We start from the raw sequence: 18,873 nt of genomic DNA, 5'->3' as shown, positions 1-18,873 counted from the left end.
AGTTAGGCGTCAGGTCGGGCGGGCGTCGGCGCCGACGGTGGCCAGAGCGGCTAGGTCGCTCGCGGCCCCGCCATGCGGATGCACCCAACTTGGGGCGATCTCGGCGATGGGGCCCATGACGAACCGCCGCTCGGCCGCGCGGGGATGGGGCAGGATCAATCCCTGCAGATCACCGCTCAATCGTCCGTAGGCGATCAGGTCAAGATCCAGCGTCCGCGGCGCATTGCGAACCGACCGCTCGCGGCCGAACGCGTCCTCGATCCGGCCGAGCGCCGCCATTAGGGCATGCGGATCGTGTTCTGTGCGGACGATGACCACGCCGTTCAGGAAGGCGGGATCGTGCGGATCGGGCCAGGCCAGTGACGACCACCACGACGAGCGTGCGACGACATCAATCCCCTCGCTGCGAAAACGCGCAAGCGCCGCCTCCAGCGCTTCGGTGCAGGACGACCATGCCCCCTTGTCATTGCAGCCCAGGGCCACGATGACTGCGTCATTCAGGTCGAACCCGTCATCGATTCCGACAGCGACCGCGCGATCCGATTTTTCATCTCTTTCGACGGCTTCGACCATGTTTCATCCCACCGACCGGCTGGCGATCTTCATCGACGGCTCGAACCTCTACTCCGCCGCCCGCGCCTTGCAGCACGACATGGACTTCCGGCGGATGCTGGACTGGTTCCGCGAGAGGTCCATCCTGACCCGCGCATACTACTATACGGCCGTGGTCGAGGGCGAAGAATTCTCGCCGGTGAAGCCTCTGGTGGACTGGCTCGACTACAACGGCTTCTCGGTCGTCACCAAGCCGGTGAAGCGGTTCACGGACAACAGCGGCCATAGCCGGATCAAGGGCAATATGGACATCGAGATCGCGGTGGACATGCTGGAGCTAGCGCCGCACATCGACCATGCGGTGCTGTTCTCCGGCGACGGCGACTTCCGGCGAGTGGTTCAGGCGATCCAGGCCCGGGGCGTGCGGGTCACTGTCATCTCGACCCAGAAGACCCAACCGCCGCATATCGCTGACGAACTGCGTCGTCAGGCCGACGCCTTCCTGGACCTGAACGATCTGATGGCCGACTTCGGCCGACCGAAGGCCGCCCAATGACATTGACGCCCGAACCGCCCCGTGACTGCCCCCTGTGCCCGCGCCTGGTCGCCTATCGTCAGGAGAATGCGCGTCAGAATCCAGACTGGTGGAACGGACCAGCCGCCTCGTTCGGCGATCCGAACGCGCGCCTGCTGATCGCCGGACTCGCACCCGGCCGGACCGGCGCAAACCGCACGGGACGTCCCTTCACCGGCGATCACGCCGGCTGGCTGCTGTATGACACGCTGAATAAGGCCGGCTTTGCGCACGGCCATTACGATCCCAACAGCGACGATGACCTGACGCTGACGGACTGCATGATCACCAATGCGGTCCGGTGCGCCCCGCCCGGCAACAAGCCTCTGCCGATCGAGGAGACCACCTGCAGGCCCTTCCTGATCGACCGGCTCAAACTGCTGCCGAATCTGAAGGTGATCGTGACCCTGGGCGACGTTTCACGCCGCAATATCCTGAAAGCCTTTGGACGGCCTGCGTCAGCGATGCCGGCGGGTCACGGGGCGCAGGGCGAAGCCGGCGGCTACATCATTCTGAACAGCTATCACTGCTCTCGCCTGAACACGAACACGGGTCGCCTGACGCCGCAGATGTTCGAGGACATCTTCGCGCGCGCCCGAACCCTGATCGAGGCTTGAGCCTCAGCCCTTGTCGCGCATCAGGCGGGCCTTGTCGCGCTGCCAGTCGCGTTCGGCCGAAGCCTCGCGCTTGTCGTGGAGCTTCTTGCCCTTGGCCAGCGCGATCTCCAGCTTCGCCTTGCCCGCATCGTTCAGATAGAGCTTCAGCGGAATGATGGTTTGGCCGTCGCGCTGGACCGCCCCCATCAGCTTGTCGATCTGCTTTCTGTGCAGCAGCAGCTTACGCGGTCGGCGCGGCTCGTGGTTGAAGCGGTTTGCCTGTTTGTATGGGGGGATATCGGCGTTGATCAGCACGATCTCGCGCCCCTCCACCGCCGCATAGCTTTCGGCGATATTGGCCCGGCCGTCGCGCAGCGCCTTGATCTCGGTGCCCAGGAGCTGGATCCCGGCCTCGATATTGTCTTCCAGGAAATAGTCGAACCGCGCGCGGCGATTTTCGGCGATGACCTTGGACTTCGATTGCGGCTTGGGGGCCATCAGATGACGCCCGCCGCCGCCATGGCGCGGTCGATGAAAGGTTTGACCGCATCGGAGGTCGGCGAAAGCGGCAGACGCGCCTCCTCGTTGCACAAGCCGAGCTTGGCTAAAGCGTACTTCGTTGGCGCGGGCGAGTTGTCCAGAAACAGCGCCTTGCACAGACTGATCAGTCGGTCCTGCCAGTCGCGTGCCGTCGCATAATCGCCGGCGGTCATCGCATTGTGCAAGGCGACCATGGCTTCGGGCGCGACATTCGACGCCACCGAGATCAGGCCAACGCCGCCATGGGCGTGGTAGCCGAGATAGCTGGGGTCGTCGCCCGAGATCAGGTCGAACTGGCCATCGATGTTCGCGCGCATCCAGCTGACGCGGCTCATGTCGCCTGTGGCGTCCTTGATGCCGACGATGTTGGGGTGGCCCGCCAGCCGCGCCACTGTCTCATTGGACAGATCGGTCCCCGTCCGGCCCGGCACATTGTAAAGCAGGATCGGGAGTTGAACCGCGTCGGCCACCGCTTCGAAATGGGCCGCCATGCCCGCCTGGGACGGACGAATGTAATAGGGCGTCACGATCAAAGCCCCATCCGCGCCCACCGTCTTGGCGTGGCGGGTCAGGTCGATGGCTTCCTTGGTATAGGGCGATCCGGTGCCGGCGATGACGGCGACGCGCCCGGCCGTCAGGCGCACGCACAGCTCGATGACGTGCTTGTGCTCATCCAGATCCATGCTGGCGCCCTCGCCCGTCGTGCCCATAGGGACGACGCCGTGAACGCCTGCGGCGATCTGACGCTCGAGCAGTTTGGCGAATGCGGCTTCGTCCACGTTTCCGTCACGAAGTGGTGTGATCAGGGCGGTGATCACGCCCTTGAACAAGGGGGCGTTCATGAGACTAAGCTGGCCTGCGTGGGGAGTGACGATGGACGAGTGTTCATCGCCTTTGCAATGAGCGCGGGACGTTAGGTCGCCAGCGGCTCCGCCGCAACCGGGATTGAATGGGAACAGGACAGATCATGATCGCGACCAGTCTGGCGGCGGCCCTCGCCGTCCTTGCGCCGAACCCGCAGGACGTCCTGCCCACCCAGCCTGTGCCTTATGCCTCGGCGTCCTCATCCGTGCCCGGCTATTCAGCGACCTATCAGGGCCGCGTGCTGACCGATCAGGACACCGCGCTGTTTCGTCAGGGGCTGGCGGCGGCCCGTGCGCGCGATGTGTTCGGCGCCCAGTCCGCCATGTCGCAGATCAAGGACGCCTCGGCTCGCAAACTGGTCGAATGGGCGCTGATCGACACCTCGGGCGAGCAACTGTCCTACTCGGACCTCGCGCGCGGTCAGTCCGATCTGGCGGGATGGCCGCGCGGCGAATCAAGACGCGCCGCCGCCGAAAAGGTGCTGGACCGCTCCGGCATGGGCGCGGACGCGGCACTGGCCCTGATGTCTGACGGCAAGCCGACGACGGTCGAGGGGGCCATCGCCTACGCCTCCGCGCTGCAGCAGCGCGGCCGCCAGGATGAGGCGCGCGCCTTGGTCCGCGACTGGTGGCGCACCCGCTCGTTCGACGACGCGCCGCAGTCGCGCATCCTCAGCCAATGGGGTTCCTGGCTGACACCCGCCGATCATGAGGCGCGGCTGAATATGCTGCTGCTCGGTCCGCACGGACCGGCGACGCGCAGCATGATCAATCTGGTGTCGCCCGATCGCGCCGCCATCGCGAACACGGTCATGACCCTGCGTTCGGCCTACAGTCCCGACGCCGTCATCGCCAATCTGACGACCGCCCAGGCCGCCGATCCGGCGGTCGTGTTGGAGCGCGTGCGCCTTCTGCGATCGCAAAACCGGCAGTCCGAAGGCTTTGCGCTGCTGGCCAATCTTCCGCCGGCGCCGGGCCACACGACCGGCGACAACACTCTGTGGAGCGAGCGCCGCAACTACTTCCTCGACGCCCTTCAACAGGGCAACTGGCGCGCAGCCTATGACGCCATGAACGGTCACGGCTTCACCTCGGGCGACCGGATGGTGGACGCCGAGTTCTTCGCCGGCTGGGTCGCCCTGACCAAGCTGAACCAGCCCGAAGTGGCCGCCCGCCATTTCGAGGCTCTGCGCACCGCATCATCCACGCCGATCACTCAGGGGCGCGCCTACTATTGGCTGGGTCGCGCCGCCGAGGCGCGCGGCGAACGCGACGTCGCCCTCGCCTATTACCGCAATGGCGCCCAGCACTGGCAGACCTTCTATGGTCAGTTGGCGGCCGAGAAGGCGGGGATGACCACCCTTCAGCTGCCGGGCGAGCCTGTGCCGTCCCAAGCAGACATGGCCCGCTTCGAAGACAATGAGATCGTCCGCGCCACACGAATCCTGGGCGAGACGGGCGAGATGAGCCTGCTGCGCGTTTTCGCCTATCAGCTGGACAACGACCTGCCGACCATCAACGATCTGGCCCTGCTGATGGACCTGTCGCGCGGCTACGGCGAGGGTTTCACCGCCATGATGGTGGGGCGCGCCGCCAGCCAGCGGGGCTTCGTCATGCCCGAGCGGATGTATCCGGTCCGCGTCCCGCCCCAGGTCGCCGGCGCCGCACCGCTGGAGTTCACCCAGGCGATCACGCGCCAGGAATCCAGCTTCGATCCCCGCGCCCGCTCCGGCGCCGACGCGCGCGGCATGATGCAGTTCCTGCCGTCCACCGCCTCCGGCGTCGCCCGCCGTCTGGGCATGAGCTATTCCGCCGAGCAGTTGTGGGATCCAGACTACAACATGACCCTGGGCAGCTATCACCTGGGCGAGCTGATGGCCGCGAACAACGGCTCCATGCTGCTGGCGACGGTCGGCTACAACGCCGGCCCGGCGCGCCCCAGCCAGTGGATCGCCCGTTGCGGCGACCCGCGCGGCGATGCGGTCAAGACCATCGACTTCATTGAGTGCGCGCCCTTCACGGAGACACGCAACTACATGATGCGGGTGATGGAGAACATGGCGGTCTACAAGGCGCGCCTGAACGGCGGCACGGCGCCGCTGACGCCCTCGGCCGACATCTCGCGCGGATCGGCGGCTGGCGCGCGGCCCTATATCGCCTATTGAGCCCGGCGGGCCGCCAGCAGCGGCCCGTTCGGCCCCTCGATCCACTCGCCGTCCAGCCCGAACACCTCGCGCAGGACGGCGGACGACAGGGCCTGGATCGGTGGGGCGTCGGCGACTACTCGCCCCCGATCCAGCACGACGATGCGATCCGCCACGGTTGCAGCCAGGGACAGGTCGTGAAGGCTGACCAACACCCCCGACCCACCGTCAGCACGGGCCCTAAGGCGCTCCAGCACCAGACGCTGCGCATCCGGGTCCAGCCCCGCGATCGGCTCGTCGGCCAGCAGCAGCGGCGCATCGACGACAAGAGCTCGCGCCAGCAGAACCCGGGCACGCTCGCCGCCTGACATCTCTGCAACGCCGCGGTCCGCCAGATGACCGGCGCCAATTTCGTCCAGAGCAGCTCGCGCGCGCGCCAGCGCATCCGCGCCTGACAGGAAAGGCGTGCCGAGCGCCGCCACCTCCACCGCCGGCAGATTCCAGGCGATGCGCCGTTCCTGCGGCAGATAGGCGACGCGCTCCGCCCGCTGGCGAGGGGATAGATCAGTGATGTCCGCGCCGCCCAACCTGATTTGTCCGCCGGTCATGGCCAAAAGTCCCACGGCCGCGCGGATAGCGCTGCTCTTGCCCGCGCCGTTCGGACCGCAAAGGGCCACGACATCGCCCGCCGCGACCGACAGGCTCACTCCGTCCAGCACGACAGCCCTGCCAAGCCGCGCCTGAACCGTGTCCAGAGATAACAGGCTCACAGTCGCCACTCCCGCGCCGCGCGCCAGGCGATCAGGGCGAACAGGGGCGCGCCGATCAGGGCGGTGAACACGCCCAGCTTCAGTTCCTGATCCGTCGGCGTCAGTCGCGCCAACAGGTCCGCCACGATCAGCATCAACCCGCCGGCCAGCGCCGAGGGCGCCAGGATTCGCTTCGCATCACCGCGAACCGCCGCGCGCACCAGATGCGGTGCGGCCAGGCCCACGAACCCGATGACGCCCGCTACTGCTACCGCCGCCCCGGCGGCCAGGGCCGCTGCGATCAGGGCGAAGGCCCGCAACCGTCCCATGTTCAAGCCCGACGCCGCCGCACCCTCGTCGCCGAGGGTCAGCATGCGCAGACCTGCGCCCGACAAGGCAGCGAAGACGCCCGCGACGATCACGGCCGGGGTCACCCAGGCGACATCGACCCAGCTTCGGTTCTGCACCGATCCCAAAAGCCAGGACATGACCTCGGCCGAGGCGATCGGCGACGGGGACAGGTTGAAGATCAAGGCCGTCGCCGCGCCTGCGAAACTGGACAGCGCGACGCCGAACAGGATCAGGGCCTCCGGCGCCCTCATAGCCCTGGAAGCTGCGATCAAAAGTCCGCCCGCCAACGCTGCGCCTGCCAAGGCCGACAGCTCAATCAGTCCCGGCACAGCCGCCGAGCCCAGCACGATCGCCAGCGCCGCGCCTAGGGCCGCCGTCGCCGACACCCCCAGGACGCCGGGATCGGCCAGCGGATTGCGCAGCAACCCCTGCATCACCGCGCCCGCCAAACCCAAGGCTGCGCCGACGACAAGCGCGCATACCGCGCGCGGGGCCCGCACCTGCCACAGCACCTCGGCCGGACCGGATGTCGGATCGCTGAAGGCAGCCGCAAACTGATCGACGTCGAACGCCGTCTCGCCTGCCAGCACCGCCAGAGCCAGCGCCGCGACGATGAAACCGGTCAGGATTAGGCATAGCCGAACTGTGCTGTTCACGGCCGCCCCTTGGCCATCATTTCAACTGCGTCAGCGGCGAACCAAGCCGGGCAGGTCAAGGTCGCGGCGGGCAGGCGCGCCGCCGTTCGGCTCTCGGCCGCCTGCGCGACAACCGGATGCCGCCCCGGCCCGCGCAGATCGGCGCGCAGCTGATCGAAAAAGCCGAGCACAAATCGCACTGGCGGATTCATCACAATTCGCTCGACGCTGAGTGCGCCAAAACCGGGAGCGGCCGTCAGATTGCGAAATCCGGCCGCCCGCATCATTGCATCCATCAGCGTCCCCGGACCCGCGGTGAAGCCCCCCGATGTCAGATAGACGGCCCCAGGCGCTTCAGTCACAGGTCTTACCGGCGCCGCCTTCGCCAGCTTGGCGTCCATCTGTTGCTCTAGAGCCCGTCCGCGCTGCGTTTGATTCAGATCGCGCGCCACGGTTTGGATATTCCGGCGCACCCCGTTTAGGTCCACCGCATCATCGATCGTGACAACCTTGACCCCGCGCTTCGCCAGCGCTGTCAGCAGGCGCGGCTCGCCGCCCCAGTAGCGCACCGCGACGTCAGGCTGAAAACCCACGGCGGCTTCGAGTGTCGGACGCAAACGCCTGTGACCGACCGCCTGCTGACGCAGCCAGGCGTCTGGATCGTCGGCGCGCGGCGATAGCGCGATGTCTGCGCCCGGCGACAAGGCCAGCACATATTGGTCGGCGCACTGATCCAGCGCCATGATCCGCAAGGGCCTGGCCTGAGCCGCGCTGCTGCTGAACGCCAGAGCCGCCAAGGCGACGCAGACACGCCTCATCGTTCGATCAGACCGGCGAACAGGGCGTCAAGGGTCGTGCGAACCAGCGCCTGCCGATCGGACCACGGGAAATAAGGCTTTGTGATCATGAGGGACACGATCCCGTGCGCCGCAGCCCAGATCGCCTGGGCGATCGTGGCGGGATCGCCCTTCATGCGTCCGCCCGTCACGGCGTCCCCCACGGTCACTTCCAATGTCGTGAACAAGCTGGAGCCCAGTTCGCGCGCCGCGTCCTGCGCGCCTTCTCGCGCCTCGACAGGTCGTGTCAGATAAATCAGGCGATAGGCATTGGGATGGGCGAAACCGAAGTCGATATAGCCCTCGATCATCCGCCGCAGCCGCTGCTCGGGCGGCGCTTCCTCATCGGCGACGGCGGCGTTCGACGCGATCAGACGGGCGAAGGCGTCACGGCAAATTTCCTGCAGAATCGCGCCCTTGTCCGAGAAATGCATGTAGAGCGCTGTCGACGACAACCCGACCTCGTCCGCGATCTTGCGAATCGTCGCGCCTTCATAGCCGTGCTCGACAAAGATGCGTTCAGCCGCCGCCAGGATTTCACCCCTCCGCGAATGGCCTTCGCCCTTGGGCTTTCGGGTCGTGCGCGAGGCGTTCGAGGGTTCAGACAAGCCGCTGCTCCGGGTGAGGCGCCCTGAATAGCGACAATCCGTCCCGGGCGCCAACCGACTTGCAGAACTCGGTTGTTTCAAATAGCGATTAGGCGTTGTGGCGCTTTGGGGGCGGATGCGGTGAAGGATTGGGCGCATCCAGGGATCAGGCAACGCCAAAACGGCGCCTCACGACGCGCGCCAAGCGGTTTCCAGGTCACGACCTTGATCCTGCTCACCCTGACCTCCGTCGTGGCGCTAATCCGCTGGACCGAAACTGCCTTCGACGTCGCCTTGGTGCTGTTCCAGGCTGCATTCGTAATCTGCGCTCTGTGGAAGGTCGCCATCAGCATCGCCAGCCTGCGACGCCCCGCACCTGTTCCGCGTCCGATCGAATGGCCGCGCTACTCCATTCTGGCGGCGCTTTACGATGAGGCGGCTGTGGCCTCGCAGTTGATCGCCAACCTCAGCCGGATCGACTATCCGGCGAACAGGTTGGAGGCCTTCATCGTGCTGGAGGCGCATGACGAGGCCACCCTGGCCGCAGCCCAGGCGACGCTAAAGCCGCCTTGGCTGAAAATCCTGATCGCGCCGCCGGGCAATCCCCAGACCAAGCCGCGCGCTTTGAACTACGCCCTGGGTCAAGCGCGGGGCGATCTGGTCACCATCTATGACGCAGAGGACCGACCGCATCCGCAACAACTCCGTCAGGCGGCGGCGCGCTTCGTCGCCCAGCCCCGATTGGGTTGTCTTCAGGCGCCGCTGCGCATCCGAGCATCCGGCAAGACTGGTTCCTGGTTTCTGGATCGGCAGTTCGCCTTTGAATATGCGGCGCTGTTCGAGGTGACGCTGCCGGGCATGGCGCGGCTGGGCCTGCCCTTCCCACTGGGCGGCACCAGCAATCACATCCGGATGACGGCTCTGCGCGGCGCCGGCGGCTGGGACGCGCACAATGTCACCGAGGACGCCGACCTGGGCTTTCGCCTGTGGTCGCTCGGCTGGAAGCTCGGCGTCATCGACAGTCCGACCTGGGAGACGCCGCCGGGCGCAATGGACCGCTGGCTGCCCCAGCGCACCCGGTGGCTGAAGGGTTATATGCAGACCTGGGGCGTGCATACGCGGCGTCCCAATGCGTTGGGCCGGCGCGGAAGCTTGTCGCTGGTCATGACCCTGGGTGCGGCGATCCTTTCGGCGGCCGCCCATGCCCCGACGCTGGCCTGGCTGGTTCTAGCCATCACCGTCTGGGCCCTGTCAGGCGTCTTGCCGCCCCTCCCCGGCGGCTCGCTAGGCGTGCTGGCCCTGGGCGTCATTACCGCCTGGATGAGCTGTGCGGTCGGAGCACGACGCGCCGGGCTCGATTATCGTCTGGGCGATGTGCTGGCTGCGCCGGCATACTGGGCGTTGCTTAGTCTGGCCTTCGTCCATGCGGCCTGGCGGCTCGCGGTCGAACCGCACGTCTGGGACAAGACCCCGCACGATCGCGACGATCAGATACCGGAATTGACCGTCGTTGCGCTGGACGCTGGACGCGAGGCGGCCTGAGCGCCTATCAGCCCGACGATGGCGCCCGTCCTTTCCAAAACTCCCGAAACGCTCGTGACCTCCGGCTGGTCGGACTATGCCCTGCTGGACAGCGGCGACGGCAAGAAGCTGGAGCGCTATGGCCGCTACACCGTCGTCCGGCCCGAGCCGCAGTGTTTCTGGTCTCCCCGCGATCCTGCGGCCTTCGAAAACGTCACCGCCACCTTCGATCCCCAGCAGGAAGAGGACGACAGCGGTCGCTGGCGGTTCGACAAGCACGGCCCCATCGAAGCCTTCCCCCTGAGGTGGCGCGATGTGAAATTCAGCGGCCGTTTCACCCCCTTCCGCCACCTCGCCTTCTTCCCTGAACAGGCGGCGAACTGGGGATGGCTGGACGGACGCGTGCGTGACTTCTCACGTTCGAGCGGCCGCGCGCCGAAGATCCTAAATCTATTCGGCTATACCGGCGTCGCCAGCCTGGCTGCGGCCGCCGCGGGCGCAGAGGTCACCCACGTCGACGCCTCCAAGAAGTCGGTCGCCTACGCTCGCGAGAACGCCGAACAGTCGGGCCTGGCCCAACATCCAATCCGCTGGATCGTCGAGGACGCCCGCAAATACGTCGCGCGCGAAGTCCGGCGCGGCTCGAAATACGATGGCGTCATTCTTGACCCGCCCAAATACGGGCGCGGTCCGACGGGCGAAGTCTGGCGCCTGTTCGAGGACATGCCGGGCCTGCTCAAGGACTGCGCCACCCTTTTGTCCGACGAAGCCGATTTCCTGCTGCTGAACGCCTATGCGGCCCGCGTTTCCGGCCTGTCCCTGGCGCATCTGATGGTCGAGGCGACCCAGGATCGCGGCGGCCGGATCGACTGGGGCGAACTGGCCCTGTCCGAAGACGGCCCTGGCGCCCGCGCCATCGGCCTGTCCTTCTTCGCGCGGTGGAGCCAATGACCGAACGCGTCATCACTTCCCTGACCAACGACACGGTCAAGGGCGTCCGTGCCTTGCATATGCGCAAGGAACGCGACCTGACCGGCACCTTCCTGGCCGAAGGTCTGAAGTTCATTGGCGAGGCGCTGGACCAGGGCCGTGCGCCCCGCATGCTGCTGGTCGGCGAGGACGCCCGCCCCCACCCGCTGTTGGACCGCGCCAAGGCCGCCACGCTCAAGGCCGGCGGCGACATCATCGTCGTCACCCACGCCATCCTTGAAAAGATCAGCCGCCGGGACAATCCGCAGACTGTGCTCGGCGTGTTCGAACAGGCCTATGCGCCTCTCGACAGCCTCAACCCCGCCTCGGCGCCCTGCTGGGTCGCGTTGGAGCAGGTGCGCGATCCCGGCAATCTGGGCACCATCATCCGCACGGCGGACGCGGCCGGTTGCGGCGGGGTCATCCTGATCGGCGATTGCGTCGATCCCTATTCGGTTGAGGCCGTGCGCGCGACCATGGGCTCGGTCTTCGCCGTTTCGATCACCAAGACGACGCCCGAAGCCTTCCTGACCTGGCGCAAGCGCTGGCCCGGCAGCGTCGTCGGCACACGACTGGACGCCAAGGTCAGTCACCGCTCAGCCGTCATGCAACGGCCGTCGCTGATCCTGATGGGCAATGAACAGGCGGGCCTGACCGACGGCCTGGCCGCCGCCTGCGACGTCAACGTCAAGATCCCGATGCGCGGCCGCGCTGACAGCCTGAACCTGGCTATCGCCACCGGCATCATGGTCTATGCCGCGACGGACGAAGCCTAGCGCTTCTCTTCCGGCGCCACCCGCCCCATGCCCCACAGGGCGGCGATTGTGACCAGGGCCGAAATCGCCAGATAGCCGCCGACGGCTCCCGGCCCGAATCGCTCGGCCAGCTTCAGCGCGACATAGGGCGCAAGTGATGCGCCCAGTATGCCCGCCAGATTAAAGGCCATCGACGCGCCGGTGTAGCGCACCGCTGTGGGAAACGGCCGCGCCATGGCCGCGCCGATGGGTCCATAGGTGCAGCCCATCAGGGCGAACCCCAGCGCAAAGAAGATCAGCAGGCCGCTGAGACCGCCCCCGAACAGCGGTGCGAACAGAAAGCCGAACAGGCCGATCCCGACCGACGAGGCGATCAGCACCCTGACCTGCCCGTATCGATCCGCCAGCAGCGCCGTCACCGGGATGAAGGCGGCGAAGAACAGCACGCCGATCAACTGTATGGGCAGGACATCTGCCCGCGCCAGCCCCATTCCCGTCGTCGCCCAGCCCAGGGCGAAGACGGTCATCAGATAGAACAGAGTGAAGGTCGTCACGCCGCTGAACGTCCCCAGAACCAGCGCCGCCTTGTGATGGGCGAACAGGGTCACGGCGGGCGCCTTGACCCGCTCGTCGCGGTCGACCGCCTTCTGGAATTCGGGCGTCTCGGTGATCTTCAGCCGCACCCACAGGCCGACGAACACCAGGATGGCGCTGGCCAGGAACGGAATTCGCCAGCCCCAGCCCTCGAACGCGGTCTCGCTCATCGTCGACGTCAGAACGATGAAGGATGTGGTGGACAGGATGAAGCCGATGGGCGCGCCCAGTTGGGGGAACATGCCGAACCAGGCCTTCTTTCCGGGCGGCGCGTTCTCTGTCGCCAGCAACACCGCCCCGCCCCACTCGCCGCCCAGGCCCAGCCCCTGACCGAACCGGCACAGGGCCAGCAGCAGGGGCGCCAGCAGACCGACTTGCTGGTGCGTCGGCAACAGGCCGATCGCCACGGTCGACAGGCCCATCGTCATCAACGCCGCGACCAGCGTCGCCTTGCGCCCCACCCGGTCCCCGAAATGTCCGAAGGCTAAGGCGCCGATGGGCCGCGCAAAGAAGGCGATGGAGAAGGTCGCGAACGACGACAGCAGCGCCGTCCCCGGATCTTCGCCGGGGAAGAACAGCGTCGGGAACACCAGAACGGCCGCCGTGGCGTAGATATAGAAGTCGAAGAACTCGATGGTCGTGCCGATCAGGCTGGCGAACAGCACGCGGCCGGTGGAGTTCTTCGGCAGGACGTCGGACATCTTCTTCTCCCGGTTGTCCCAGCGATGCCCGTTTCCCGCCCGCCGCGTCAAGGCGATCAAGTCCCGCGCGGCTTGGCCCGGTTCGTCGCCTGCGCCTCGGCCGGATTTTCCGGCCACGGATGACGGGGATAGCGGCCGCGCATCTCCGCACGCACCGCCGCCCACGATCCCGACCAGAAGCGCGGCAGATCCTTGGTGACCTGCACCGGCCGTCGCGCCGGCGACAACAGCGCCAGGGTCAACGGCACGCCGCCGACAGTCGGATGCGTCGTCACGCCGAACAGTTCCTGCACGCGAATATCCACGCGCGGCCCGCCCTCGGCGGCATAGTCGATGGCTGCCGAGCCTAGCGGCGTGATCAGACGCGGGGGCGCAAGCTCGTCCAGCCGCCGTTGCAGGTCCCAAGGGATCAGTCCACGCAAGGCTTCGGTCAGACGACCGTCAGCTATCGCCTCCAGCGACTTCGCCCCGTCCAGCAGGGGCCACAGCCAGTCCTGCCGCGCGGCCAGCAGGGCGTTGTTCGATACGTCGGGCCAGGCTGGGTCGCGCGCGTGCAGGAAGGCCAGACGTGCGCGCAGTCCCGACGCCTGCTCGCCCCATTTCAGAGCGCCCAGCCCATCCGCCTCGATCTCGGCCCGAAGGGCGGCGGTCAGGGTCTTCGCATCCGGCGCGCCGACGATCTTTTCGTCCAGCACGATGGCGCCGATGCGCCGCGAGCGCCGGATCACCGACCGCCCCGACGGTTCGCGCGCCAGCCGGTCTTCCGTCGAGATCATGCGCGCCAGATCGCTGTCGATCCGGTCCGCCTCCAGCGCCGCCGCCAGTCTCACCCGGTCGCGCGTGTCGCCGCCGCCCAGTTCGGCGATCGCCAACCAGGTCTCACGCGCTAGATGGTCGGTCGCCTCCAGCACGGCCCCTCTCCCGCTGGCGAGAAGGTATTCACCCGCCTTGCCCCGCGCCTTTGCGATCCGCTCGGGAAAGGCCTCGGCCAGCAGGAGTCCAGGATCGATCGTCCGTCCCGATCCGCCGCCCGCTGCGCGCGCCCAGCGCTCCGCCAGCTTGATCGAATCGCGCGCTCTCTGCGTCCGATCGCGCTCCAGCCCGATCAGGCGATCCGCCAGATCGACGCTCGATCCGCCCAGACCCGGCTCGCTCAACACCGCCGCGATCCGTGCGCCCGTCATCGCGTCGCCGGCGTCGGACGCCACGGCCACCATATGGGCCAGCCGCGGCGACAGCGGGATCTTCGTCAGCCTAAGCCCGTGTTGCGACAGTCCGCCATCAGCATCCAGCGCCCCCAGCCGTGTCAGCACCTTGCGCGCCTCGGCCATCGCTCCAGCCGGCGGCGGGTCCAACAGGGCCAGCCCCTCGACCGATCGTGCGCCCCATCGGGCCAGATCCAGGGCAAGACCCGTCAGATCCGCCTCCTGGATTTCTGGCCGCTGATGCGGAACCAGCCCGCGCGTCCGTTCCTCATCCCACAGGCGGTAGCAGACGCCCGGCTCGGTGCGCCCGGCCCGGCCGCGCCTCTGTTCGGCCGAGGATCGGCTGACCTTGACCGTCGCCAACCGAGTCAGGCCGCTGGACGGTTCGAACCGCGGCACGCGCGACAGGCCGCCGTCGATCACGACCCGCACGCCTTCGATGGTCAGGCTGGTTTCCGCAACCGACGTCGCCAGCACCAGCTTGCGACGCCCCTCAGCCGCCGGTTCGATGGCTCGGTCCTGTTCGGCCCGGTCCAGCCCGCCATACAGGGGCACGACATCGACGTTCGGCAGCCGGAGCCGAGCGTTCACCAGCCGAGCGACCCGATGGATTTCGCCCTGCCCCGGCAGGAAGACCAGCACCGACCCCGTCTCCTCGCCCAACGCGGTCAGACAGGCCCGCGCCAAAGCCTCTTCGAACCGTTCGGACGGATTGCGGCCCAGATACCGGGTCTCGACCGGCCAGACCCGTCCCTCGGCCTCGATCACCGGCGCGCCGTCGAGCAGGCGCGAGACCCCGACCACATCCAGCGTCGCCGACATGACCAGCAGTCGCAGGTCCTCACGCAGCAGCTTTTGCGTGTCTCTCGCCAACGCCAGCCCAAGATCGGCGTCCAGGCTGCGTTCGTGGAACTCGTCGAACAGAACCGCGCCCACGCCATCCAACCCCGGATCGTCCAGAATCATGCGCGTGAAGACGCCCTCGGTGATGACCTCGATCCGCGTGTTCGGCCCAATGCGGCTCTGCAGCCGGGTGCGATAGCCTACCGTCCCGCCCGCCTGTTGGCCCAAGGTAGAAGCCATCCGGTCGGCCGCCGCCCGTGCGGCCAGGCGTCGCGGCTCCAACACCAGCACCTTGCCGTCCAGCCAGGGCTGATCCAGCAGGGCCAGCGGCACGACCGTCGTCTTCCCGGCCCCCGGCGGCGCCGCCAGCACGGCCGTATTGCCCGCGCTCAGGGCGGCCTTCAGCGGTTCCAGAACGGCGTGGATGGGCAGCATGCTTCGCCTCTAGCCTGCCGACAGGCGATCACGAAAGCGTCGTCGCGCCTTAACCACCCCGTCATGCGCGTTGCGCGCCGCCTCATCCGTCGCTAGCGTCCGCCCCAAGCAGCCGAGGGGCTGCATCAAAACGTGGGGGTATTTTATGTGGCGCGTTAAGTCGCTCGACGCGATCCTTGCCACGGCCGAGAAGAAGTCGCTTCACCGGTCGCTTGGTCCTATTCAACTGACGCTTCTGGGGATCGGGGCCATCATCGGCACCGGAATCTTCGTGCTGACCGCTTCGGCCGCCCAAAAGGCCGGACCGGGCATGATGATCAGCTTCGTCATCGCCGGCGCCGTCTGCGCGGTCGCAGCGCTCTGCTACTCCGAACTGGCGTCGATGGCTCCGGTTTCGGGCTCGGCCTACACATACACCTATGCCGTGATGGGCGAGTTGCTGGCCTGGACGGTCGGCTGGGCGCTGATCTTGGAATACGCCGTGGCGGCCTCGGCCGTGTCGGTCGGTTGGTCGGGCTATGTGCTCGGGCTGATAGAACAGGGGCTCGGATTCGACTTCCCTGATCTTCTATCCGCCGGGCCGACCTGGTCGATGAACGGCTTCATCCCCACGCCTGACTTCTCGGCCGGGATCGTCAACATCCCCGCCATCGTCGTGGCCCTGCTGGTGACGGCTCTGCTGATGGTCGGCACCACGGAATCGGCTCGCGTCAACGCGATCCTGGTCGCGATCAAGGTCGTCGCCCTGACGGTCTTCATCGTCATCACCCTGCCTGTCATCAAGTCGGCCAACCTGTCGCCGTTCGCTCCCAATGGCCTGTTCGGCCAATATTCGGGGATGGGCATCGTCGGCGCCGCGGCCTCGATCTTCTTCGCCTATGTCGGCTTTGACGCCGTTTCGACGGCGGCTGAGGAAACCAAGAACCCGCAGCGCAACGTGCCCATCGGCCTGATCGGCTCGCTGGCCATCTGCACGATCTTCTATCTGCTGGTCGCGCTCGGCGCCGCCGGCGCTATCGGTGCCCAGCCGGTTCTGGGCGCCGCCGGTGAAGCGGTACAGCCGGGCTCGCCCGCCTTCGTCGCCGCCTGCGCCCTGCCCGCAAACGCAGAAATGCTGGTCTGCTCCAACGAGGCCCTGGCCCACGTTTTGCGCGTCGTCGGTCACCCCCAAATCGGCAACGCCTTGGGCACCGCCGCCCTGTTGGCCCTGCCGTCGGTCATCCTGATGATGATCTTCGGTCAGACCCGCATCTTCTTCGTGATGGCGCGCGACGGCCTCCTGCCGGAAGGCCTGACCAAGATCCACCCCAAGTGGAAGACGCCCTATATCGTGACCGCCGCCACCGGCATCGCGGTCGCCATCGCCGGCGCCCTGTTCCCGGTGGGCCAACTGGCCGACATCTCGAACTCGGGCACCCTGTTCGCCTTCTTCATGGTGTCGATCGCGGTGCTGGTGCTGCGGGTCAAGGATCCGAACCGTCGCCGTCCGTTCCGTACGCCGCTGATCTGGGTGTTCGCGCCCCTGTCGGCGTTCGGCTGCGCCTTCCTGTTCTGGAATCTGCCGCACGACGCCAAGATGGTGCTGCCAATCTGGGGCGGCATCGGCCTGGTGATCTACTTCCTGTATGGCTATCGCAAGAGCCACCTGGGTCGCGGTCTGGTCGAGGTTCATGAAACGGACCGCGACGTCCCGCCGCCGCCCGTGCCGCCGATCAGCTAAGCCAAAACTGTGGGCCTGTCGCACCAATCACGGCAGGCCCATCTATCGGCCTCAAGTAGCCCGCAAGGGCGATAGGCCAAGAATAAAGAAAGGCCCCGGATCGCTCCGGGGCCTTTTTTGTCTTGGTGCGGATGAGAGGACTCGAACCTCCACGCCTCTCGGCGCTGGAACCTAAATCCAGTGCGTCTACCAGTTCCGCCACATCCGCATCGGGTAGGCGGTCGCGTCTAGAGGGTGACGTCGCTCAGGGCAAGGCCTAGCGACGCCCAGCGATCAGTTCGTTGCGAATGGAGCGTCCCAAGGGATCGCGGGCGCGCCAAGTGTCGCCGACATCGGCCTCGACCATCCGGCTGCAGAAGCGCGGCAGGATCTGGCGCGGACTGAATCCGGTCAGACATATCTTGTCGCCCTCGGCTGACCAGCGGGCCGCCACACGTCGTCCATCCGAAAACTGCGAGGTGTAGCGTCCATCCGGCTCGAAATAATGCCGGACCCACTGTCCGTTCGGATAATGGGACAAGATCGTATTACCGAACGCCTTGGACATATCGGCTGAGGCGGGCGAGGCCGCCAGCACGCCTATAATCGCCAAGCCGCAGATCACCGAATCCTGCTTCACACGCCCCTCCTGCGCCGTCCGTCATCGACTATCGACGATACATAAGACGGCGCAAGCGCTGCGGTTCCTCAGCCGTTGCCGCGACGACCCGATTCGAACAGGAACCAGACGCGCTTCTCGCTCTCGTCGATCCAATTCTCGAGCAGGCTGGCGGTCGCGACATCGTTATGCTCGTCGCATAGGTCATGCACCTCGCGCATCCGGCCGATCAGTTCGCCGTTATCGTCGCGAAGCTCGGCCAGCATATCCAGCGGATCGACGTAATCGGCGTCGTTGTCGGCGATGCGTGATTCCTTGGCGATCTGACCGATAGAGCGCAGCGTGGTCCCGCCGATCTTGCGCGCCCGCTCGGCCATCGGATCGGTCATGGCCAGGATTTCCGCCGACTGCTCGTCCAGCATCAAATGATAGTCCCGGAAATGCGGGCCTGAGACGTGCCAGTGGAAGTTCTTGGTCTTGATGTAGAGGGCGAACGTATCGGCCAGCAGCCCGGTCAGAGCGGCGGAAATGCTCTGGGTCGCCTCCTCCGACAGGCTCGTCGGCGTCCTCAGGGGCGCCAGGCGCTTTTCTTTGGCGGTGACCATCATCGTTCTCCTCAGCAGTAGTCTGCGGTCAAGCTAGGTAGCCGGGCGTCCGAACGGAACCCCTGGCGCAGATGATAATGCTGAAGCTGTAAAGTGGTTCGGCGGCGCCGACCTTTGTCGGCGGATGGCTGGGGAACTAGGACTCGAACCTAGAATGACGGTACCAAAAACCGTAGTGTTACCATTACACCATTCCCCAGCAGGACCGGCGTTTCCGAAGCACTCTGTGCGGCGGAGGCGGTCAGATACGCCAAGCCGTTTTGGGATGCAACACCCTCTTTCAGGACTATTTTCGCTTACCGTGAAGATGGGTCGAAATGGGCGCTTGCGGCCTATCAAACCCATGGCTATAAGCCGCGTCCTCACTTCGGGGCGACGCCGCCAGGCCAGCCCCCACGGTCGGAGTGTGGCTCAGCCTGGTAGAGCACTGCGTTCGGGACGCAGGGGTCGGAGGTTCGAATCCTCTCACTCCGACCATCTTCTCCTCAGAAAAATCGACG

Annotated in this window: 18 protein-coding genes and 3 tRNA genes; 8 read left to right on the top strand and 13 right to left on the bottom strand. The window is 66.5% G+C overall.

The annotated features are described in order from the left end of the window. Positions 1 to 9: 9 nt before the first annotated feature. Complete coding sequence (folK, locus tag HNP47_RS02780; protein WP_184278198.1) at positions 10 to 573, bottom strand: 2-amino-4-hydroxy-6-hydroxymethyldihydropteridine diphosphokinase; 564 nt, start codon at positions 571 to 573, stop codon at positions 10 to 12. Between folK and HNP47_RS02775 the strand changes: the two genes are divergently transcribed. After that, positions 572 to 1,108 (top strand): NYN domain-containing protein, encoded by a 537-nt coding sequence (locus tag HNP47_RS02775; RefSeq protein WP_017504890.1) that lies wholly within the window; start codon positions 572 to 574, stop codon positions 1,106 to 1,108. The genes folK and HNP47_RS02775 overlap by 2 nt on opposite strands. After that, positions 1,105 to 1,743 (top strand): uracil-DNA glycosylase, encoded by a 639-nt coding sequence (locus HNP47_RS02770; protein WP_184278196.1) that lies wholly within the window; start codon positions 1,105 to 1,107, stop codon positions 1,741 to 1,743. Before HNP47_RS02775 ends, HNP47_RS02770 begins: the two co-directional genes overlap by 4 nt. Positions 1,744 to 1,746: 3 nt before the next feature. On the opposite strand, the gene smpB is transcribed toward HNP47_RS02770, so the two are convergent. Then, on the bottom strand, positions 1,747 to 2,220 hold the full coding sequence (gene smpB, locus HNP47_RS02765; RefSeq protein ID WP_055809902.1) for an SsrA-binding protein SmpB: 474 nt from the start codon (positions 2,218 to 2,220) through the stop codon (positions 1,747 to 1,749). After that, on the bottom strand, positions 2,220 to 3,104 hold the full coding sequence (gene dapA, locus HNP47_RS02760; protein ID WP_184278194.1) for a 4-hydroxy-tetrahydrodipicolinate synthase: 885 nt from the start codon (positions 3,102 to 3,104) through the stop codon (positions 2,220 to 2,222). The genes smpB and dapA overlap by 1 nt, the downstream gene beginning before the upstream one ends. 125 nt (positions 3,105 to 3,229) lie before the next feature. Here dapA and HNP47_RS02755 point away from each other — a divergent pair, with 125 nt between their 5' ends. Further along, on the top strand, positions 3,230 to 5,290 hold the full coding sequence (locus HNP47_RS02755; RefSeq protein ID WP_184278192.1) for a lytic transglycosylase domain-containing protein: 2,061 nt from the start codon (positions 3,230 to 3,232) through the stop codon (positions 5,288 to 5,290). Here HNP47_RS02755 and HNP47_RS02750 read toward each other — a convergent pair. The 4 genes from HNP47_RS02750 to HNP47_RS02735 are packed head-to-tail and all read right to left on the bottom strand — an operon-like array spanning position 5,284 to position 8,448. Further along, complete coding sequence (locus tag HNP47_RS02750) at positions 5,284 to 6,039, bottom strand: ABC transporter ATP-binding protein (protein WP_184278190.1); 756 nt, start codon at positions 6,037 to 6,039, stop codon at positions 5,284 to 5,286. The two genes, HNP47_RS02755 and HNP47_RS02750, sit on opposite strands and share 7 nt — an antisense overlap. Then, positions 6,036 to 7,025: an iron ABC transporter permease gene (locus HNP47_RS02745; RefSeq protein ID WP_184278188.1), complete on the bottom strand. Its 990-nt coding sequence runs from the start codon at positions 7,023 to 7,025 to the stop codon at positions 6,036 to 6,038. Before HNP47_RS02745 ends, HNP47_RS02750 begins: the two co-directional genes overlap by 4 nt. Continuing rightward, positions 7,022 to 7,822 (bottom strand): ABC transporter substrate-binding protein, encoded by an 801-nt coding sequence (locus HNP47_RS02740; protein ID WP_184278186.1) that lies wholly within the window; start codon positions 7,820 to 7,822, stop codon positions 7,022 to 7,024. Before HNP47_RS02740 ends, HNP47_RS02745 begins: the two co-directional genes overlap by 4 nt. Beyond that, the gene (locus HNP47_RS02735) at positions 7,819 to 8,448 is read right to left on the bottom strand and encodes a TetR/AcrR family transcriptional regulator (protein ID WP_184278184.1); all 630 of its coding nucleotides are present in this window, start codon (positions 8,446 to 8,448) and stop codon (positions 7,819 to 7,821) included. The genes HNP47_RS02740 and HNP47_RS02735 overlap by 4 nt, the downstream gene beginning before the upstream one ends. Positions 8,449 to 8,652: 204 nt before the next feature. Here HNP47_RS02735 and HNP47_RS02730 point away from each other — a divergent pair, with 204 nt between their 5' ends. From HNP47_RS02730 to HNP47_RS02720, 3 genes are read left to right on the top strand one after another with little or no spacing between them, the layout of a single operon-like run. After that, complete coding sequence (locus HNP47_RS02730; protein ID WP_184278182.1) at positions 8,653 to 9,969, top strand: glycosyltransferase family 2 protein; 1,317 nt, start codon at positions 8,653 to 8,655, stop codon at positions 9,967 to 9,969. Between the two features lie 18 nt (positions 9,970 to 9,987). Next, positions 9,988 to 10,899 (top strand): class I SAM-dependent methyltransferase, encoded by a 912-nt coding sequence (locus tag HNP47_RS02725; RefSeq protein ID WP_184278180.1) that lies wholly within the window; start codon positions 9,988 to 9,990, stop codon positions 10,897 to 10,899. Further along, a complete protein-coding gene (locus tag HNP47_RS02720) occupies positions 10,896 to 11,693 on the top strand; it encodes an RNA methyltransferase (protein ID WP_184278178.1) in 798 nt (265 codons plus the stop codon). Before HNP47_RS02725 ends, HNP47_RS02720 begins: the two co-directional genes overlap by 4 nt. On the opposite strand, the gene HNP47_RS02715 is transcribed toward HNP47_RS02720, so the two are convergent. Both HNP47_RS02715 and hrpB read right to left on the bottom strand, forming a co-directional pair. Further along, a complete protein-coding gene (locus HNP47_RS02715) occupies positions 11,690 to 12,967 on the bottom strand; it encodes an MFS transporter (RefSeq protein ID WP_184278177.1) in 1,278 nt (425 codons plus the stop codon). The two genes, HNP47_RS02720 and HNP47_RS02715, sit on opposite strands and share 4 nt — an antisense overlap. Positions 12,968 to 13,023: 56 nt before the next feature. Further along, a complete protein-coding gene (hrpB, locus tag HNP47_RS02710; protein WP_184278175.1) occupies positions 13,024 to 15,450 on the bottom strand; it encodes an ATP-dependent helicase HrpB in 2,427 nt (808 codons plus the stop codon). A 145-nt stretch (positions 15,451 to 15,595) separates the two neighbouring features. Here hrpB and HNP47_RS02705 point away from each other — a divergent pair, with 145 nt between their 5' ends. Continuing rightward, positions 15,596 to 17,170, top strand: a complete 1,575-nt coding sequence (locus HNP47_RS02705; RefSeq protein ID WP_184278173.1) for an amino acid permease — start codon at positions 15,596 to 15,598, stop codon at positions 17,168 to 17,170. Between the two features lie 123 nt (positions 17,171 to 17,293). On the opposite strand, the gene HNP47_RS02700 is transcribed toward HNP47_RS02705, so the two are convergent. The 4 genes from HNP47_RS02700 to HNP47_RS02685 all read right to left on the bottom strand — a co-directional run bounded on the left by HNP47_RS02700 (position 17,294) and on the right by HNP47_RS02685 (position 18,572). Beyond that, a tRNA-Leu gene (locus HNP47_RS02700) sits at positions 17,294 to 17,378 on the bottom strand. Positions 17,379 to 17,426: 48 nt separating this feature from the next. Then, a complete protein-coding gene (locus HNP47_RS02695) occupies positions 17,427 to 17,789 on the bottom strand; it encodes a hypothetical protein (protein WP_311770008.1) in 363 nt (120 codons plus the stop codon). A gap of 68 nt (positions 17,790 to 17,857) precedes the next feature. Beyond that, positions 17,858 to 18,373 carry a Dps family protein gene (locus HNP47_RS02690; protein ID WP_066628246.1) on the bottom strand — a complete coding sequence of 172 codons (516 nt, stop codon included), beginning with the start codon at positions 18,371 to 18,373 and terminating at the stop codon, positions 17,858 to 17,860. 125 nt (positions 18,374 to 18,498) lie between these two features. Continuing rightward, positions 18,499 to 18,572: transfer RNA gene (locus HNP47_RS02685), tRNA-Gln, on the bottom strand. Positions 18,573 to 18,773: 201 nt separating this feature from the next. On the opposite strand from HNP47_RS02685, the gene HNP47_RS02680 reads away from it, so the two are divergent. After that, a tRNA-Pro gene (locus tag HNP47_RS02680) sits at positions 18,774 to 18,850 on the top strand. The last annotated feature ends 23 nt before the right edge of the window (positions 18,851 to 18,873 follow it).

The organism is Brevundimonas vesicularis (genome assembly GCF_014204545.1).
Taxonomy (GTDB): domain Bacteria; phylum Pseudomonadota; class Alphaproteobacteria; order Caulobacterales; family Caulobacteraceae; genus Brevundimonas; species Brevundimonas vesicularis_B.
Note: the sequence above shows the minus strand (reverse complement) of the source record. Positions and strands in the feature narration are given on the sequence as shown.

What these genes read in the sequence shown, in the direction of transcription:
- HNP47_RS02775 (WP_017504890.1), top strand. Translation starts at nt 572, where the DNA reads ATGTTTCATCCCACCGACCGGCTGGCGATCTTCATCGACGGCTCGAAC.
- HNP47_RS02715 (WP_184278177.1), bottom strand. Translation starts at nt 12,967, where the DNA reads ATGTCCGACGTCCTGCCGAAGAACTCCACCGGCCGCGTGCTGTTCGCC.
- HNP47_RS02740 (WP_184278186.1), bottom strand. Translation starts at nt 7,822, where the DNA reads ATGAGGCGTGTCTGCGTCGCCTTGGCGGCTCTGGCGTTCAGCAGCAGC.
- HNP47_RS02690 (WP_066628246.1), bottom strand. Translation starts at nt 18,373, where the DNA reads ATGGTCACCGCCAAAGAAAAGCGCCTGGCGCCCCTGAGGACGCCGACG.
- HNP47_RS02720 (WP_184278178.1), top strand. Translation starts at nt 10,896, where the DNA reads ATGACCGAACGCGTCATCACTTCCCTGACCAACGACACGGTCAAGGGC.
- HNP47_RS02705 (WP_184278173.1), top strand. Translation starts at nt 15,596, where the DNA reads ATGTGGCGCGTTAAGTCGCTCGACGCGATCCTTGCCACGGCCGAGAAG.
- HNP47_RS02725 (WP_184278180.1), top strand. Translation starts at nt 9,988, where the DNA reads ATGGCGCCCGTCCTTTCCAAAACTCCCGAAACGCTCGTGACCTCCGGC.
- HNP47_RS02755 (WP_184278192.1), top strand. Translation starts at nt 3,230, where the DNA reads ATGATCGCGACCAGTCTGGCGGCGGCCCTCGCCGTCCTTGCGCCGAAC.
- folK (WP_184278198.1), bottom strand. Translation starts at nt 573, where the DNA reads ATGGTCGAAGCCGTCGAAAGAGATGAAAAATCGGATCGCGCGGTCGCT.
- HNP47_RS02770 (WP_184278196.1), top strand. Translation starts at nt 1,105, where the DNA reads ATGACATTGACGCCCGAACCGCCCCGTGACTGCCCCCTGTGCCCGCGC.
- dapA (WP_184278194.1), bottom strand. Translation starts at nt 3,104, where the DNA reads ATGAACGCCCCCTTGTTCAAGGGCGTGATCACCGCCCTGATCACACCA.
- hrpB (WP_184278175.1), bottom strand. Translation starts at nt 15,450, where the DNA reads ATGCTGCCCATCCACGCCGTTCTGGAACCGCTGAAGGCCGCCCTGAGC.
- smpB (WP_055809902.1), bottom strand. Translation starts at nt 2,220, where the DNA reads ATGGCCCCCAAGCCGCAATCGAAGTCCAAGGTCATCGCCGAAAATCGC.